This is a genomic window from Sphingomonas plantiphila, from assembly GCF_046000505.1.
Classification (GTDB): Bacteria; Pseudomonadota; Alphaproteobacteria; order Sphingomonadales; family Sphingomonadaceae; genus Sphingomonas; species Sphingomonas plantiphila.
In genome coordinates, this window is record NZ_JBELQC010000001.1 from 2,127,451 (window position 1) to 2,141,142 (window position 13,692).

Sequence of the window (13,692 nt, forward strand, 5' to 3'; positions counted from 1 at the left end):
CATGGGCGCCGCCATCCTGTTGGCGACCATCGCATCGGGCGCGCTGATCGGGCTCGTGCTGGGACTGGTCGGCGGCGGCGGGTCGATCCTGGCCGTGCCGCTGCTCGTGCATGGCGTCGGCGTGACCTCCGCGCATGCGGCGATCGGTACGGCGGCGGTGGCGGTCGCCGCCAATGCGCTGGCGGGACTGGTCGGCCATGCGCGCGCGGGAACAGTGAAGTGGCGCTGTGGCCTGTTGTTCGCGGCGGCCGGAATGGTCGGCGCGGCGGCCGGTGCCGAGATCGGCAAGGCGGTCGACGGCGAGCGCCTGCTGATGCTGTTCGGGCTGCTGATGATCGGCGTCGGCCTGTCGATGTTCCGCAGGCGGCGTGGCGTCGACATGCCCGACGTCCGGCTGACGCGCGATACCGCGCGGCACCTCGTCCCCCGGCTGGTTCCGGCGGGGCTGGGGGTGGGGCTGGCCTCGGGCTTTTTCGGGATCGGCGGCGGGTTCCTGATCGTTCCCGCGCTGATCGCGGCGACGCGGATGCCCCTGACCTATGCGGCGGGAACCTCGCTGGTGGTGGTCAGCGCGCTCGGCGCGACGACCGCCGGCTCTTATGCGCTGTCGGGCTATGTCGACTGGCGTGTCGCCGGGTTGATGCTGGTCGGTGGGGTGGCGGGAGCAGCGACGGGGATCGCGCTCGGCAAGCGGCTGGCGGCGCGCAGGGGGCTGCTGGAGCGGATGTTCGCGATTGTGGTGATCGTGGTCGGCCTCTACCTGATCGTCGCGCGCTGACCGGTCAGCGGCGGCGCATCGCCGCGACCAGGATCGCGCCGACGCCGGCGAGGACCGCGCCGCGCAGTGCCCATTGCCGGTCAGCGACCATGAAGCTCTGCGGTGGCCAGTTGAGCAGATCCAGCCCCTGCGCGACCCACAGCAGGCCGATCAGGATGGCGACAATTCCGGCGAGGACGATGATCGTGCGGCGCATGGAATCTCCGGATCAGAACAGCCTCAAAACGAAAAAGGGACCGCCGCGTTGCGACGATCCCCTTTCTCATGCAAGGCGAGTCTGCCTCAGCGCTGGCCGACGGGCACGTAATCGCGCTGGGTCGGGCCGGTGTAGAGCTGACGCGGACGACCGATCTTCTGGTCGGGATCGCTGATCATCTCGTTCCACTGCGCGACCCAGCCGACGGTGCGGGCCAGCGCGAACAGCACGGTGAACATCGTCGTCGGGAAGCCGATCGCCGACAGGATCACGCCCGAGTAGAAATCGACATTCGGGTAGAGCTTCTTGTCGATGAAATACTGGTCGCTGAGCGCGATCCGCTCTAGCTCGCGCGCGGTGTCGAGCACCGGATCGCTGATGCCGAGCTTGTCCAGAACCTCGGTCGCGGCCTTGGACAGTACCTTCGCGCGCGGGTCGAAATTCTTGTACACGCGGTGGCCGAAGCCCATCAGGCGGAACGGATCGTCCTTGTTCTTGGCGCGGGCGATATATTCCGGGATGCGGTCGGGATGACCGATCTCGCGCAGCATGTTGAGCGCCGCCTCGTTCGCGCCGCCATGCGCCGGGCCCCACAGGCAGGCGATGCCCGCCGCGATGCACGCGAACGGATTGGCGCCCGACGAGCCGGCGAGACGCACGGTCGAGGTCGATGCATTCTGCTCGTGATCGGCGTGGAGGATGAAGATCTTGTCCATCGCCGCTTCGATGACCGGATCGACCTCATATTCCTCGGCCGGGACGCCGAAGGTCATGCGCAGGAAGTTGCCGGTGTAGGACAGCGAATTGTCCGGATACAGGAAGGGCTGGCCGACGCTGTACTTGTACGCCATCGCCGCGATCGTCGGCATCTTCGCGATCAGCCGGTGGCTGGCGATCATCCGCTGCTGAGGATCGGTGATGTCGGTCGAGTCGTGGTAGAAGGCCGAGAGCGCGCCGACCACACCGCACATGATCGCCATCGGGTGCGCGTCGCGACGGAAGCCGCGATAGAAGGTCGCCAGCTGCTCGTGCAGCATCGTGTGGCGGCTGATCGTGTAGGTGAACTTGTCGAGCTCGTCCTTGTTCGGCAGCTCATGGTTGAGCAGCAGATAGGCGACTTCCATGAAGCTCGACTGTTCGGCCAGCTGGTCGATCGGGTAGCCGCGGTGGAGCAGCACGCCGGCATCGCCGTCGATATAGGTGAGGCCGCTCTCGCACGACGCGGTCGAGGTGAAGCCGGGATCATAGGTGAACTTGCCCGTCTGGGCATAGAATTTGCGGATATCGACGACCTCGGGGCCGACGCTGCCCTGCCGGACGGGGTAGGCCTGGTCCCCCATGTTGAGCGTGGTTTCGGTCATCGTCACTTCCTTTCCTTCAGCCGTCCGTTTCATTCGCCCGGGGAGGCCGTCATCTGATCCGCAATACGTCCAAGGCTCTCGTCGCGTCCCAGCAGGACGAGCACGTCGAAAATCCCCGGTGAGGTGCGCTTGCCGGTAAGCGCCGCGCGCAATGGCTGTGCCACCGCGCCCAGCTTGACCCCCGCCGACTCCGCAACTTCGCGTACCGCAGTTTCGAGTGCTTCCGTATTCCAGTCCGCCACCGCGTCAAGCGCGCTGTGCAACTGCGAAATAAGGTTGCGTGCCGGGCCTTCAAGCAGCGGCGCCGCATCGGCGTCGATCCGGAGCGGGCGCATGGCGAAGAGGAAGGCGGCACCGTTTGCGATTTCGATCAGGCTGGCCGCACGCGGCTTGAGCGCGTGCATGCTGCGCTGCAGAAGATCGCGCTGTTCCGCGCTGGGTTCGAACGGAAGGGATTTTGCCGCCAGTTCAGCCAGCCGGGCATCGTCGGCGGCGCGGATATAATGGCCGTTGAGGCTGTCGAGTTTCTTGAGGTCGAAGCGTGAGGGCGACTTGCCCACGCCGTCGAGGGTAAACCATTCGATCGCCTGGGCGCGGTCGATTATCTCGGCATCGCCATGGCCCCAGCCGAGGCGGAGCAGGTGATTGAACAGCGCCTCAGGCAGCACGCCGAGTTCGTCGCGATAGGAATCGACCCCCAGCGCGCCGTGACGTTTCGACAGCTTCGCCCCATCCGCGCCGTGGATCAGCGGGATATGCGCATAGGTCGGCTCGGGCCAGCCCATTGCGCGCAGGATGGTGAGCTGGCGGAAGGCGTTGTTGAGGTGATCGTCGCCGCGGATCACGTGGGTGACGCCCATGTCGTGATCGTCGACCACCACCGCGAGCATATAGGTCGGCGTGCCGTCCGAGCGGAGCAGGACCATGTCGTCCAGCTCGGCATTCTGCACCGTCACTTCGCCCTGGACGAGATCGCGGATCGTCGTCGCGCCCTCACGCTCGGCGCGGATGCGCACGACGTGCGGCTGATCGAGCGGGCCGTCGCTGCGGTCGCGCCACGGGCTGCGAATGCGATAGGGCTGCTTCGCCGCCTGCGCCGCTTCGCGCTGGGCGGCGATCTCCTCCTGGCTCATCCAGCAGCGATAGGCATGGCCGCTCTCGAGCATCGCGTGCGCGACCTCGGCATGGCGGTCGGCGCGGGCGAACTGATAGACTTCCTCGCCATCCCAATCGAGGCCGAGCCAGCGCATCCCGTCGAGGATTGCGGCGATCGCGGGTTCGGTCGAGCGGGCGCGGTCGGTATCCTCGATCCGCAACAGGAACTTGCCGCCGTGGTGGCGGGCGAACAGCCAGTTGAACAGCGCGGTGCGCGCGCCGCCGATGTGCAGGAAACCGGTGGGCGAGGGCGCGAAGCGCGTAACGATGGACGTGCCCGAAGCGGGCTCAGTAACTGCGCTCAAAACCGCGCGACCTCCAACAGGATGCAAGACGGGCCGGACGGGCCCGCGCGCGCCCTAGCACGCAGTTTGGCGGGCATCAAACCGCAGTGGATCGGGGGGATTTCGCGCCGCTTGCCCGCGGCGCGATCCTCCCGCAGTGTCGCATCCGATGGGGAGCCGAGCCGTGAGCGCGCCGGGGGCGGCGCGGGCGATGCCGGGGCCGCCCGGCGCACGTGCCGGCGCGGCGCTGGAACGCTGGCTGGAGATCGAGCGCGGTCAGCTGTTCCTGTGGGTCCCGGTGATGCTCGGCGTCGGGGTCGCGCTGTGGTTCGTGCTGCCCGATACGGCGCGCTGGCGGGCGCTGATCCTGGCGGCGCTGGCGGTGGCAGCGGCGGCGCTGGCAGTTGGACGAGGCGGGCGCGGGGCGCGGGCGCTGGCCTGGGGTGCGGCGCTGGTGGCGCTGGGCTGCGCGCTGGTGTGGTGCCGTGCCGAGCGCGTGGCGGCGCCGGTGCTGGCGCGGCCCGCGGTGGTGCAGGTGATCGGGACGGTCGAGCGGATCGAGCCGCTCCCGGCGCGCGAGCTGGTGCGGCTGCGGATCGCCATCGATGCGGGGTTGCAGCTCCCCCCGCTCGTGCGGGTCAATCTGGCGACCAGGGACATGCCGGTGGGGCTCACTGCGGGCGCGCGTGTGCGGGTGCGGGCGCGGCTGATGCCGCCCGCGCCGTCGGCAGTACCGGGGGCCTATGATTTCGAGCGGGTGGCGTGGTTCGACGGTCTGGGCGCGACCGGGCGCGGCTTCGCACCGGTCGCGGTGATCGCGCCGGGGCGGCCGGACAGCGGGCTGCGCGCGCGGCTGACGGCGCATGTCCAGTCGCGGGTTGCGGGCAGCGCGGGCGGGATCGCGGCCGCGCTGGTGACCGGCGACCGCGGGGCGATATCAGAGGAGGATGCCGAGGCGCTCCGCCGCTCCGGCCTCGCGCATCTGTTGTCGGTGAGCGGGCTGCATGTCACCGCAGTCGTCGGCGCGACGATGCTGTTGGTCCTGCGGCTGCTCGCGCTCAGCCCGACGCTGGCGCTGCGCTGGCCGCTGCCGGTGATCGCGGCGGGTGCGGCGGGGGTGGTGGCGATCGGCTATACGGTGCTGACCGGCGCGGAGGTGCCGACGGTGCGGTCGTGCATCGCCGCGCTGATGGTGCTGGCGGCGATGATGCTGGGGCGGCAGGCGATCACGCTGCGGCTGGTGGCGTTCGGGGCACTCGTCGTGCTGCTGCTGTGGCCCGAGGCGCTGATGGGGCCGAGCTTCCAGATGAGCTTCGCCGCGGTGACCGCGATCGTTGCGCTGTACGAAAGCGAGCGCGTGCGCGGCTGGTTCGAGCGGCGCGAAGAAGGGTGGGGGAAGCGGCTGGCGCGGGGGATCGCCTCGCTGCTGCTCACCGGCCTGGTGGTCGAGATCGCGCTGTCGCCGATCGCGCTCTACCATTTCCACAAGTCTGGCCTGTACGGAGCGCTCGCCAATATCGTCGCGATCCCGCTGACGACGTTCGTGGTGATGCCTTTCGAGGCTGCGGGGCTGGCGTTCGACCTGGTCGGGCTGGGCGCGCCCTTCTGGTGGGTGGCCGAACAGGGGCTGCGCCTGTTGCTGTGGATCGCGCACAGCGCCGCCAATGCGCCCGGCGCGCTGGCGATGCTGCCCGCGATGCCGGGTGGGGCCTATGCGCTGATGGTGGCGGGCGGGCTATGGATCGCGCTGTGGCGCACGCGGGTACGGCTGGCCGGGATCGTCCCGGCGGCAGTCGGTGCAGCCTGGGCTTTGGCGACGCCGATGCCCGACCTGCTGGTCACCGGCGACGGGCGGCATCTGGCGCTGCGCATGCCGGGCGGCGCGCTGGCGCTGCTGCGCGACCGGGCGGGGGATTATGTCCGCGACACGCTGGCCGAGAATGGCGGGGTGGACGCCGAGCTTCCGGCGCTGGCCGAGCAGCGCGACGCACGGTGTAGCGCGGACCTGTGCGTGGTGACGGTGGAGCGCGGCGGGCGCAGCTGGCGAATCGCGGCGACGCGCAGCGGCTATATGGTGCCGTGGCGCGAGATGGTCGCGCTGTGCGCATCGGTGGACATTGTCGTGGCGGACCGCTGGCTGCCCAAGGGGTGCGTGCCGCGCTGGCTGAAGCTGGACCGTGGGACGCTGCGCGAGACCGGCGGGGTGGCGATCACCTTCGGTGCGCGGCCGCATGTCGAGACCGTGCGCAAGCCCGGCGCGCGGCACCCCTGGCTGACGCCGCCGACGGTGATGCCGCCGCGCCCGCCCAGGTCCTGACCCGGCCTAACCGGTGACGCGCGATCCCAGCCGTGCGGCGAGATATTCGAGGTTGGCGACGCGGCGCCACACCGCGCTGTCGGTGATCGCGTCGACGTTGAAGAAGGGGCGCATCGCCGGGAAATCGAGGTCGATCACCCGCGCCATATAGTCGTCGCCCATCGCGCCGCCATGTTCGTCGCCCATCGGGCCGAGGCGGCGGCGCAAGGCGTAGCTGTGGCGGCGGAGCCAGACGGGGCGGATACGGGTCATGAATTCGGTGCGGCGGTGCGCCAGATTGGGCGGGCCGGTGAAGTCATGGCCATAGGCCGAAGGCTGGGCGGCGAGCACCGGGTCGATCGCGTCGAGCAGCATCGCCTCGAACCGCCCGGCATATTTGAGCGGCAGCGGCAGTGTCATCGCCTCGGCCACAACGCGGTGGTCGAGGAACGGCATGAGATAGGGGCTGAAACGCGCCTCCAGACTGATCTCGCGCCCGAACAGCGCGCGGCAGCGGATGCGCGGGTAGAGCTGCTCGATCCGGTTGCGGGGGAGGCGGCCGGTGGCGGGCGGCGGTCCCAGCGCCTCGGCCATCTTACCTGCGATGCGGTCGAGGAAATCGCGGGGGACGAAGCGGTCGGTCGCGTCTGCGGGCGTGAAGCGGGCGAAGAAGGTGCGGGCGATGTCGTGCGTCGTGTAGCGCCGGTCGGGCAGATAGAAGAAATTGCGATAGATCTCGCCGCACCCGCCCGACACTGCGAGCGCGCCGTCGGCGTGGCGGGCGAGCTGCGCGGCGCCGTTGGTGCCGTTGTCGAACAGGTTTCCGAAGGTCGGCAGCCCGTCAAATTGCCGGTAGTTGCGGTCGACCAGTTCGGGGAAGGCGTCGGGCGGCACGCGCCCGTCCTCCTTGTCCAGCCATTCGACCGGGAAGCCGAGCTCGGCGCCGATCGCGTGGGCAATTACCACGTCCTCGTCGGCCGGCACGCCATAGACATAGATGTGCGGCGCGCAGCCGCGCGCGCGCAGGGCGGCGAGGACCAGCCGCGAATCGAGTCCGCCGGACAGCGGCGCGCGGACATTGCCGCCGAGCGCGTCGACATGCGCGCCGACGATGTCGAGCAGCCGGTCGCGATGCTGTGCGATCCGTTCGGGCAGCGGCAGGGCGTCGGCGGCGTCGGGCAGCGGCTTGGCGATCGCATGGCGCACCACGCCGTCCGCCGTCAGTTCGACAACGACGTTCGGGGAGAGCGTCTTGAGCTGTTCGAAGATCGTGTCGTCGCCGGTCGGCATGACGTTGAACACCAGCTCATAGACGCCCTGTGCGTCGAAGCTGAGCCGGGGCTGCGCGCGCGCGGCGGCAAGGAAGGCGGTGGCGAAGCTGCGATCCTGGGTGTCGTGGAACAGTTGGAAGGCCGCGAAATAGTCGCCGAACAGGAAGGTGCGGCCCTGTCGCCGGACCAGCGCCACGAACTGGCCGCCGAGCCGGTCCCAGTCGAGCGCGAGCGGGTCCATGTCGAGCAGCGCGGCGAGGGCGGGCTGGCCGAGCTTTCCGTCGGCGACGAGCGTGCCGGCGATCGCGACGAGATCGTCGCCTCGTTGCATCAGCGTGGGCGGCCCGGCGACGATGTGGCCGGCATGGAGCAGCGTCCAGCTAGGCAGCGCCAGTTCGGTGGGGGCGGGGAAGCCCTGTTCGCCCAGAACGGCGCGCGCTTCGTGCAGCGCGGCCTTCGCGAAGCGCGGATCGTCGTTACGGACGAGGAACAGGTTCGCCATGCTCGCGCCTCTAGCCGATCATGCCGCCGCTGGCGCGGACGAAGTGTCGCGCGGCTTCTGCATCGGCCGCACGCCCGCTTCGGCGCGCTTGCGGGCGAGATAGGTGTCGAGGCCGATCTGCGCGCCGACGAGCATGTAGACAAACGGATTGAGCGCGATGCCGACGAACAGCGATCCCGACAGATAGATGATGTGGCCGTGCTGGAGCGCGGTGGCGAGCGGGGCGATCCAGGCCTGGTCGGGCGGCACGGTGCGATAGCGACGGCGCAGTACCTCCATGCGGAAAATCCCGCCGAGATGGATCATCAGCCACAGGATGAAGCCGGGCCAGCCCTGTTCACCCAGCATCTCGAAAAAGGCGGAGTGATAGGCGCGCGACTTGTCGATTTCCGGGGTGCGGACGACGGTGCGGCTTGCGCCTTCGCCGATCACCTCGACCTTGTCGTACTTGATCTCGTTCTGGCGATAGGCCTCGAACCCGCCGCCGAGCGGATGCTGCTTCACATAGTCCCAGGTCCACTTCCACACCTCGATCCGGGTCGAGGCGGAGGCGTCGGCCTGATAGCTGCCGATCGTGCCCATGCGTTCGGTGAAGCTGGCGGGCAGGAACGGGATCGACGCGACGGCGAGGAAGCCGGCGGCGGCGATGTAGAGGATGCGCCGTTTGACGTCGCGCAGCATCAGCACGGCGAGCAGGGCGATGCAGACCAGCCCGGTCCGCGCCTGCGTTCCCACCGGCATCAGCAGGCAGGCGAAGACGAGCGCATAGCCGAATGCCTTGACCCGCCAGTCGGGCGGGAAGATCGTACCGTAGCGGGTGAACCACAGGATCAGCGGGATGACGCAGATCGCAACGGCGGAAATGATGCTGCCTTCGAATAGGCCCGAGTTGTTGTTCACCAGCAGCTTGAGCTCGCCATAGCCGCCACCGCCGAGCACGGTCTTGACCCCGCCGACGATGATGATGGTCGAGAGCGCGAGGAGCATAAACAGCAGCAGCGCCTCGATCCGCAGGCGCGTGCGCAGGGTGAGGGGGAGGAAGATGGCGAAGGCCAGCGCCTTCCACACCCAGTCCCATTTGAACACGGCGTCGAGCGGGAAATCGGCATTGATCGTTGTGTAGTAGCACCAGCCGAGCAGCGCGAGCATCAGCCCTTGGCGCGGGGCGACGCGGGTATCGCGCTTGTCGTCCATCGCCGCCCAGGACAGCACGGCGAACGCAACCGCCATCGCCGAGATCGGGAAGGCGTTGAGCAGGAAATAGCTCATCCGCTGGGGCGAGACGACGTCGATATAGACATAGGCGAGCACAAAGATGAACGGCCGGCGCAGGCCGAGCGCGAAGATCGCCGCGAGGAAGCCGATAAAGGCGAGATCACGCACGCGGGCGATTCCATCCGCGCTTTGGCGCAGGCGGCTTGCCGTCGGCGCTGTCGTCGTCCAGCGCGTCGCTGTTAAACAGGCGCCAGGCGGTGAGCAGCAGCAAGCCGTGCGTCAGGCCCAGAACCAGATTGTCGATCATCGCGGCGTGCGCCCCTGCTTGCTCCGATCCCCCGTAGCCCGGTTTCGGTTGACGGGCCGTTAAGTGATCGCATGGCAAGGAGGCTGCGATGCGGATTCTTCACGTCCTCGACCATTCGCTGCCATTGCACAGCGGCTACACCTTTCGCACGCGCGCGATCCTGAAGGCGCAGATCGAGCGCGGCTGGACCGTCGCGGGGGTGACCGGGCCGCGCTACAATACCGGCGACGCGCCGTTCGAAACCTATGAAGGCATCGATTTCCATCGCACGCCACAGATGCGGCGGCTGCCACCGGTAATCGGCGAACTGGCGGAAATCGCGGCGTTCGCGCGCCGCATCGACGACGTGATCCGGAAATTCCGCCCCGATATCCTGCACGCCCACTCGCCGGTCCTCGACGCCCTGGCGGCGATGCGCGCAGCGAGGTCCAACGGGCTGCCGCTGCTCTATGAAATTCGAGCCTTCTGGGAGGATGCGGCGGTCGGCAACGGCACCGGGACCGAGGGATCGGCCAAATATCGCGCGATCCGGGGCCTCGAGACCTGGGCGGCGCGGCGGGTCGATGCGGTCGCCGTGATCTGCGAAGGCCTGAAGCGCGACCTGATCGCGCGCGGGGTCGATCCGGCCAAGATCATGGTGTCGCCGAACGGCGTCGATCTGCACCTGTTCGGCGACCCGGCGCCGCGCGACGACGCGCTGGCGGCGCAGTTGGGACTGAAGGACGCCGACACGATCGGCTTTATCGGCAGCTTCTACGATTATGAGGGGCTCGACGATCTGATCGCCGCGATGCCCGCCCTGCTGGCACTGCGGCCGAAGGCGCGGCTGGTGATGGTCGGCGGTGGCCCAATGGAAGAGGCGCTGCGTGCGCAGGCCGCTGCGTCGAGCGCGGCGCATGCCATCCACTTCGTCGGGCGCGTGCCGCATCAGGAGGTGGAGCGCTATTATTCGCTGATCGATCTGCTGGTCTATCCGCGCAAGCACATGCGGCTCACCGATCTGGTGACGCCGCTCAAGCCGATCGAGGCGATGGCGCAGCAGCGGCTGGTCGCTGCGTCCGACGTCGGTGGGCATCGCGAGCTGATTCGCCATGGCGATACCGGCACGCTGTTCCCGCCCGATGATCCGAAGGCGCTGGCCGAGGCGGTGGCGGGCGTGTTCGCGGATCGCAGTGGCTGGGACGCGCAGCGCGCGCGCGGCCGCGCCTTCGTCGAGGCCGAACGTAACTGGTCGTCAAACATTTCCCGGTACGAACCCGTTTACCAAAAACTGATCGATGCCCGCATTCCGGAAGATTCATGGTCGCGTACAGCTTCGTCCACCGCCTGACCCCCAATATCGCGCTCGCGCTTGCAGGCGGAGCCGGCGCCCTCGTGGCGCTGGCGAGCCTGTCGATCCCGGGTCCGACGCTCGAGGACATGGTTCTGGCCAGCGGCATCGCGGCGTTCGTGCCGGCCGCCGAGCCGCCGCTGGGGCTGACGGCGCGCATCTGCATCGGATTGTTCGCGGGCGGGGTGGTCTCGCTGCTGGCGTGGTTCGCGCTGTCCGCGTTGCTGGCGTGGACGCATTCGCGTGCGGTGACGCTGGACGATAATGGCGAACGGCGGCCGGTCGTGCGTCGCGCAGATGCGCATCCCGATGCGCGCCCGCGCGTACCGCTGCGGGCCAGCGAGCTGGAGGCGCCGTCCCGTCGCAAGGGCAAGCCGGTCGAGCCGGTCGCGCAGAATGACGACGTGCTCGAACTGGCGGACGATATCTTCACCGAAGAAGCATTGCCGGGCGAGCCGGTGATCGCGATGGGGCCGCCAAGCGAGGAGACGCGCCCGGTCGCCGTCGAACCTCCCGAGGCGCAGGAGCTGCCCGACAATCTCAACCTGCCCCTGTCGGCGTTCGATCCCGCGGCGATCCCCCCGGTGCCGATGGCACCGCCGCCGCCGTTGCGCCCGCTGCGCAAACGCCATGCGCGCGCATCGATCTATGACGAAGGCGAGCGATTCGAGACGTTCGAGCTGACCCCCGCGGTGCGACCCGCCCCGATGGGCGCGCCCGAAGTCGATCCGTCCGCCATCGCGCATCCGCGGACCGAGGCGAGCGTGCATGCGTTGCTCGAACGCCTGGAACGTGGGCTGGCAGGGCGCAATGCTCCGCCGCCACCTGCACCCGAGCCCCCGCGCGAGCCGCCGCCCGAGCGCCAGCCCGAAGCGAGCCATGGCCTGGAAGACACGCTGTCGCAGCTGCGTCGCATGGCGATGCGCGCCTGAGGGCTAGTCGGCTTCGACCGTCAGCACCGCAATGCGCAGGGTGATCGTATCGCCGACCCGGGCCCGCGAGGTGATGGCAAGATCCGCGACGAGATGTCCGCGCACCGTGAACTCGGCCTCCGGCAGTGCTCCCAGCCACGCGTCGAGCGTGGGTGAGGGGCCGGTTGTCACGGAGAGGTCGTGGCGCGCACCGGTGAAGGTCGCGCTTGCCCAGCGGCTCCAGCTCGCATCGGCGATGGTCAGGTCGATCTTCACCGCCGCCGCCATCTGCAGCAGCGCCCGTTCGAGCAGCACGCCGACATCGGCACCGCGGCTCACGGCGTGGCTCCCGGTCCGGGAAGCGCCGGCGGGTTGGCCAGGAACGCCTCGACTCGCTTGCGCGTGACCTCGCGCAGTTCGCGACCGCGGCGCAGATCGCCGACCAGTCGCGGGTCGTTTACCGCAAGCCGTCCGAATTTGGTCTGCGGCATGTCGTGCCGCCGCAGGAACCGCTCCACCTTTCCCAATATCGCCATCGTCCATTCCTCGTCTCGATGCGTCTCGACTCGAATGTTCAATAAATGTTCTCATTTCCAACTTGTCTAGGAAAAATCCTGCGACTATGGTCCGGTCATGGAGTCAGGCGAGCAACGACAGGCATTGGCGGCGGCGGCGGAGCGGCGCGGGGAATCGCTTGCCGCGCTGTCGCGCCTGATCGGACGCAACGCCGCCTATCTTCAGCAATTCGTGACGCGGGGAAGCCCGCGCTTGCTGGCGGAAGCGGACCGGCGGCGGCTGGCGCGCTATCTCGGCGTGAGCGATGCGGCGCTTGGCGGGCCGGTGGCGGAAGGGCTGGTCGCCGTTGCGCGCGTCGATGCCGGGGCGGCGGCGGGGCGCGGCCGGGTAGTCGATAGCGAGCGCCGGAGCGCCTTGCTGCTCGACCCTGCGCTGCTCAGGCGCCTGGGAGTGCGACCCGACTCGGCGTCGACCATCCGGGTCGAGGGCGCATCGATGGAACCGACCTTATGCGATGGGGACGAGATCCTGGTCGACGGCGCGCGTCGCACGCCCGGACCGCGCCCGGCGATCTACGTGTTTCGCCGCGATGCGATGCTCGCGGTCAAACGCCTGCGGACACTGGGAAGCGAGATCGAACTGGCCAGCGACAATCCCGACTATGGGTGCGAGGTCATATCCGGCCATGCGATCCAGATCGTCGGTCGTGTCGTTTGGATGCATCGCGCGCTGGTCTAGTTTCCAAGCTCCCAGCGGAACCGGAGCGTCTTGCTGGACCGGATCGCCGCCCCCGACGCATCGCGCGCGGGGCGGAATTTCGCGCGTTCGGTCAGCAGGATGCAAGTTTGCGCATCGATCGTCGCAACGCCGCTCGACTGTTCGATGGAGCAGTCCTTGATGGCGCCGGCGTCGTCGATCAGCAAGGAGACGGCGGTCAGGCCGCCGCGATACTCCTTCCGCGCCTGGGTCGGATAGTCGTTGCCGGTGGCGACACGTTCGATCCGGATAGTTGGATCGGCGGCTACGCTGATACTCGCCTTTCCGGCCTCGTCCGCATTCCAATGCTTGCGAAGGTCGACGCCGCACGAGTCGAGCGCCTTGATGGCTGCGCCGAACCCCGTGGTGGACAGTGTCAGCGCGATGCGATCTCCCTTGAACGGGACTGCGGGCAAGGCGGCGATGCGATCAAATTCCGGTCGGGGCAGGTCGATCCAATAGACCACCAGCTTCTTTTTGGGCGGTGTGAACCGCAAGGCCGTCGCCTTGAATCCGGCGATGTCGACCGGGAGGTGGACAGCGGATTGCCGGCTTCCGGGACCGGACAAGATCAGACGCACCATCGACCCGTCGAGCGAAGGTTTGATGATCAGCACGCGGCGCTGCTCGTCGGTGCCGTAGCTCTGGAGGGCGAGGCAGGAGGTTTCATTCCAGTCGACATGCCATTTGCCGCTGGGCGACAGCGGGGCTGGATCAGCCGCAAGCGGAGCACTGAGCCCCGCGCCGAGCATCGCGAGAAAATCGATCATGCGCGAAGCCTGACACGGCTCCCTCGAACCGGCAACGGTGCGCT

The 13,692-nt window shown here is 68.5% G+C and carries 14 protein-coding genes; 5 read left to right on the forward strand and 9 right to left on the reverse strand.

Annotated features, from left to right (window positions below; all coding sequences use genetic code 11):
* The first annotated feature begins 1 nt into the window (after nucleotide 1).
* On the forward strand, nucleotides 2–778 hold the full coding sequence (locus tag ABS767_RS10090) for a sulfite exporter TauE/SafE family protein (RefSeq protein ID WP_408078226.1): 777 nt from the start codon (nucleotides 2–4) through the stop codon (nucleotides 776–778).
* Between the two features lie 4 nt (nucleotides 779–782).
* On the opposite strand, the gene ABS767_RS10095 is transcribed toward ABS767_RS10090, so the two are convergent.
* From ABS767_RS10095 to gltX, 3 genes are all read right to left on the reverse strand, one after another.
* Nucleotides 783–974: a hypothetical protein gene (locus ABS767_RS10095; RefSeq protein WP_408078227.1), complete on the reverse strand. Its 192-nt coding sequence runs from the start codon at nucleotides 972–974 to the stop codon at nucleotides 783–785.
* A gap of 86 nt (nucleotides 975–1,060) precedes the next feature.
* Entirely contained in the window at nucleotides 1,061–2,335 is a 1,275-nt protein-coding gene (gltA, locus tag ABS767_RS10100) for a citrate synthase (protein WP_408078228.1), read from the reverse strand.
* 29 nt (nucleotides 2,336–2,364) lie between these two features.
* Nucleotides 2,365–3,795, reverse strand: a complete 1,431-nt coding sequence (gene gltX / locus ABS767_RS10105) for a glutamate--tRNA ligase (RefSeq protein WP_408078229.1) — start codon at nucleotides 3,793–3,795, stop codon at nucleotides 2,365–2,367.
* A 148-nt stretch (nucleotides 3,796–3,943) separates the two neighbouring features.
* Here gltX and ABS767_RS10110 point away from each other — a divergent pair, with 148 nt between their 5' ends.
* Nucleotides 3,944–6,091 carry a ComEC/Rec2 family competence protein gene (locus ABS767_RS10110; protein WP_408078230.1) on the forward strand — a complete coding sequence of 716 codons (2,148 nt, stop codon included), beginning with the start codon at nucleotides 3,944–3,946 and terminating at the stop codon, nucleotides 6,089–6,091.
* 6 nt (nucleotides 6,092–6,097) lie between these two features.
* Here ABS767_RS10110 and ABS767_RS10115 read toward each other — a convergent pair whose 3' ends face one another.
* From ABS767_RS10115 to ABS767_RS10125, 3 genes are read right to left on the reverse strand one after another with little or no spacing between them, the layout of a single operon-like run.
* Nucleotides 6,098–7,843, reverse strand: coding sequence for an asparagine synthetase B family protein (locus ABS767_RS10115; protein WP_408078231.1), 1,746 nt, complete (start codon nucleotides 7,841–7,843; stop codon nucleotides 6,098–6,100).
* A gap of 18 nt (nucleotides 7,844–7,861) precedes the next feature.
* Nucleotides 7,862–9,226: a DUF5935 domain-containing protein gene (locus ABS767_RS10120; RefSeq protein WP_408078232.1), complete on the reverse strand. Its 1,365-nt coding sequence runs from the start codon at nucleotides 9,224–9,226 to the stop codon at nucleotides 7,862–7,864.
* Nucleotides 9,219–9,365 (reverse strand): hypothetical protein, encoded by a 147-nt coding sequence (locus tag ABS767_RS10125; protein ID WP_408078233.1) that lies wholly within the window; start codon nucleotides 9,363–9,365, stop codon nucleotides 9,219–9,221. Before ABS767_RS10125 ends, ABS767_RS10120 begins: the two co-directional genes overlap by 8 nt.
* Nucleotides 9,366–9,453: 88 nt before the next feature.
* On the opposite strand from ABS767_RS10125, the gene ABS767_RS10130 reads away from it, so the two are divergent.
* Entirely contained in the window at nucleotides 9,454–10,695 is a 1,242-nt protein-coding gene (locus tag ABS767_RS10130; protein ID WP_408078234.1) for a TIGR04063 family PEP-CTERM/XrtA system glycosyltransferase, read from the forward strand.
* Nucleotides 10,665–11,627: a hypothetical protein gene (locus ABS767_RS10135; RefSeq protein WP_408078235.1), complete on the forward strand. Its 963-nt coding sequence runs from the start codon at nucleotides 10,665–10,667 to the stop codon at nucleotides 11,625–11,627. The genes ABS767_RS10130 and ABS767_RS10135 overlap by 31 nt, the downstream gene beginning before the upstream one ends.
* Nucleotides 11,628–11,630: 3 nt before the next feature.
* Here the strand turns inward: ABS767_RS10135 and ABS767_RS10140 are convergent, their stop codons facing one another.
* Together ABS767_RS10140 and ABS767_RS10145 are read right to left on the reverse strand one after the other, a co-directional pair.
* Nucleotides 11,631–11,945: a hypothetical protein gene (locus tag ABS767_RS10140; protein WP_408078236.1), complete on the reverse strand. Its 315-nt coding sequence runs from the start codon at nucleotides 11,943–11,945 to the stop codon at nucleotides 11,631–11,633.
* Nucleotides 11,942–12,142 (reverse strand): hypothetical protein, encoded by a 201-nt coding sequence (locus tag ABS767_RS10145; protein WP_408078237.1) that lies wholly within the window; start codon nucleotides 12,140–12,142, stop codon nucleotides 11,942–11,944. The genes ABS767_RS10140 and ABS767_RS10145 overlap by 4 nt, the downstream gene beginning before the upstream one ends.
* Before the next feature lie 97 nt (nucleotides 12,143–12,239).
* Between ABS767_RS10145 and ABS767_RS10150 the strand changes: the two genes are divergently transcribed.
* A complete protein-coding gene (locus ABS767_RS10150; RefSeq protein ID WP_408078238.1) occupies nucleotides 12,240–12,860 on the forward strand; it encodes a LexA family transcriptional regulator in 621 nt (206 codons plus the stop codon).
* Here the strand turns inward: ABS767_RS10150 and ABS767_RS10155 are convergent.
* Nucleotides 12,857–13,648, reverse strand: coding sequence for a TonB family protein (locus tag ABS767_RS10155; protein ID WP_408078239.1), 792 nt, complete (start codon nucleotides 13,646–13,648; stop codon nucleotides 12,857–12,859). The genes ABS767_RS10150 and ABS767_RS10155 overlap by 4 nt on opposite strands.
* Nucleotides 13,649–13,692 lie beyond the last annotated feature (44 nt).

Bases quoted from the DNA above. Each gene is read 5' to 3' on its own strand.
- ABS767_RS10090 (WP_408078226.1), top strand. From the start codon at position 2: ATGGGCGCCGCCATCCTGTTGGCGACCATCGCATCGGGCGCGCTGATC.
- ABS767_RS10095 (WP_408078227.1), bottom strand. From the start codon at position 974: ATGCGCCGCACGATCATCGTCCTCGCCGGAATTGTCGCCATCCTGATC.
- gltA (WP_408078228.1), bottom strand. From the start codon at position 2,335: ATGACCGAAACCACGCTCAACATGGGGGACCAGGCCTACCCCGTCCGG.
- ABS767_RS10110 (WP_408078230.1), top strand. From the start codon at position 3,944: ATGGGGAGCCGAGCCGTGAGCGCGCCGGGGGCGGCGCGGGCGATGCCG.
- ABS767_RS10115 (WP_408078231.1), bottom strand. From the start codon at position 7,843: ATGGCGAACCTGTTCCTCGTCCGTAACGACGATCCGCGCTTCGCGAAG.
- ABS767_RS10125 (WP_408078233.1), bottom strand. From the start codon at position 9,365: ATGATCGACAATCTGGTTCTGGGCCTGACGCACGGCTTGCTGCTGCTC.
- ABS767_RS10130 (WP_408078234.1), top strand. From the start codon at position 9,454: ATGCGGATTCTTCACGTCCTCGACCATTCGCTGCCATTGCACAGCGGC.
- ABS767_RS10135 (WP_408078235.1), top strand. From the start codon at position 10,665: ATGGTCGCGTACAGCTTCGTCCACCGCCTGACCCCCAATATCGCGCTC.
- ABS767_RS10145 (WP_408078237.1), bottom strand. From the start codon at position 12,142: ATGGCGATATTGGGAAAGGTGGAGCGGTTCCTGCGGCGGCACGACATG.
- ABS767_RS10150 (WP_408078238.1), top strand. From the start codon at position 12,240: ATGGAGTCAGGCGAGCAACGACAGGCATTGGCGGCGGCGGCGGAGCGG.
- ABS767_RS10155 (WP_408078239.1), bottom strand. From the start codon at position 13,648: ATGATCGATTTTCTCGCGATGCTCGGCGCGGGGCTCAGTGCTCCGCTT.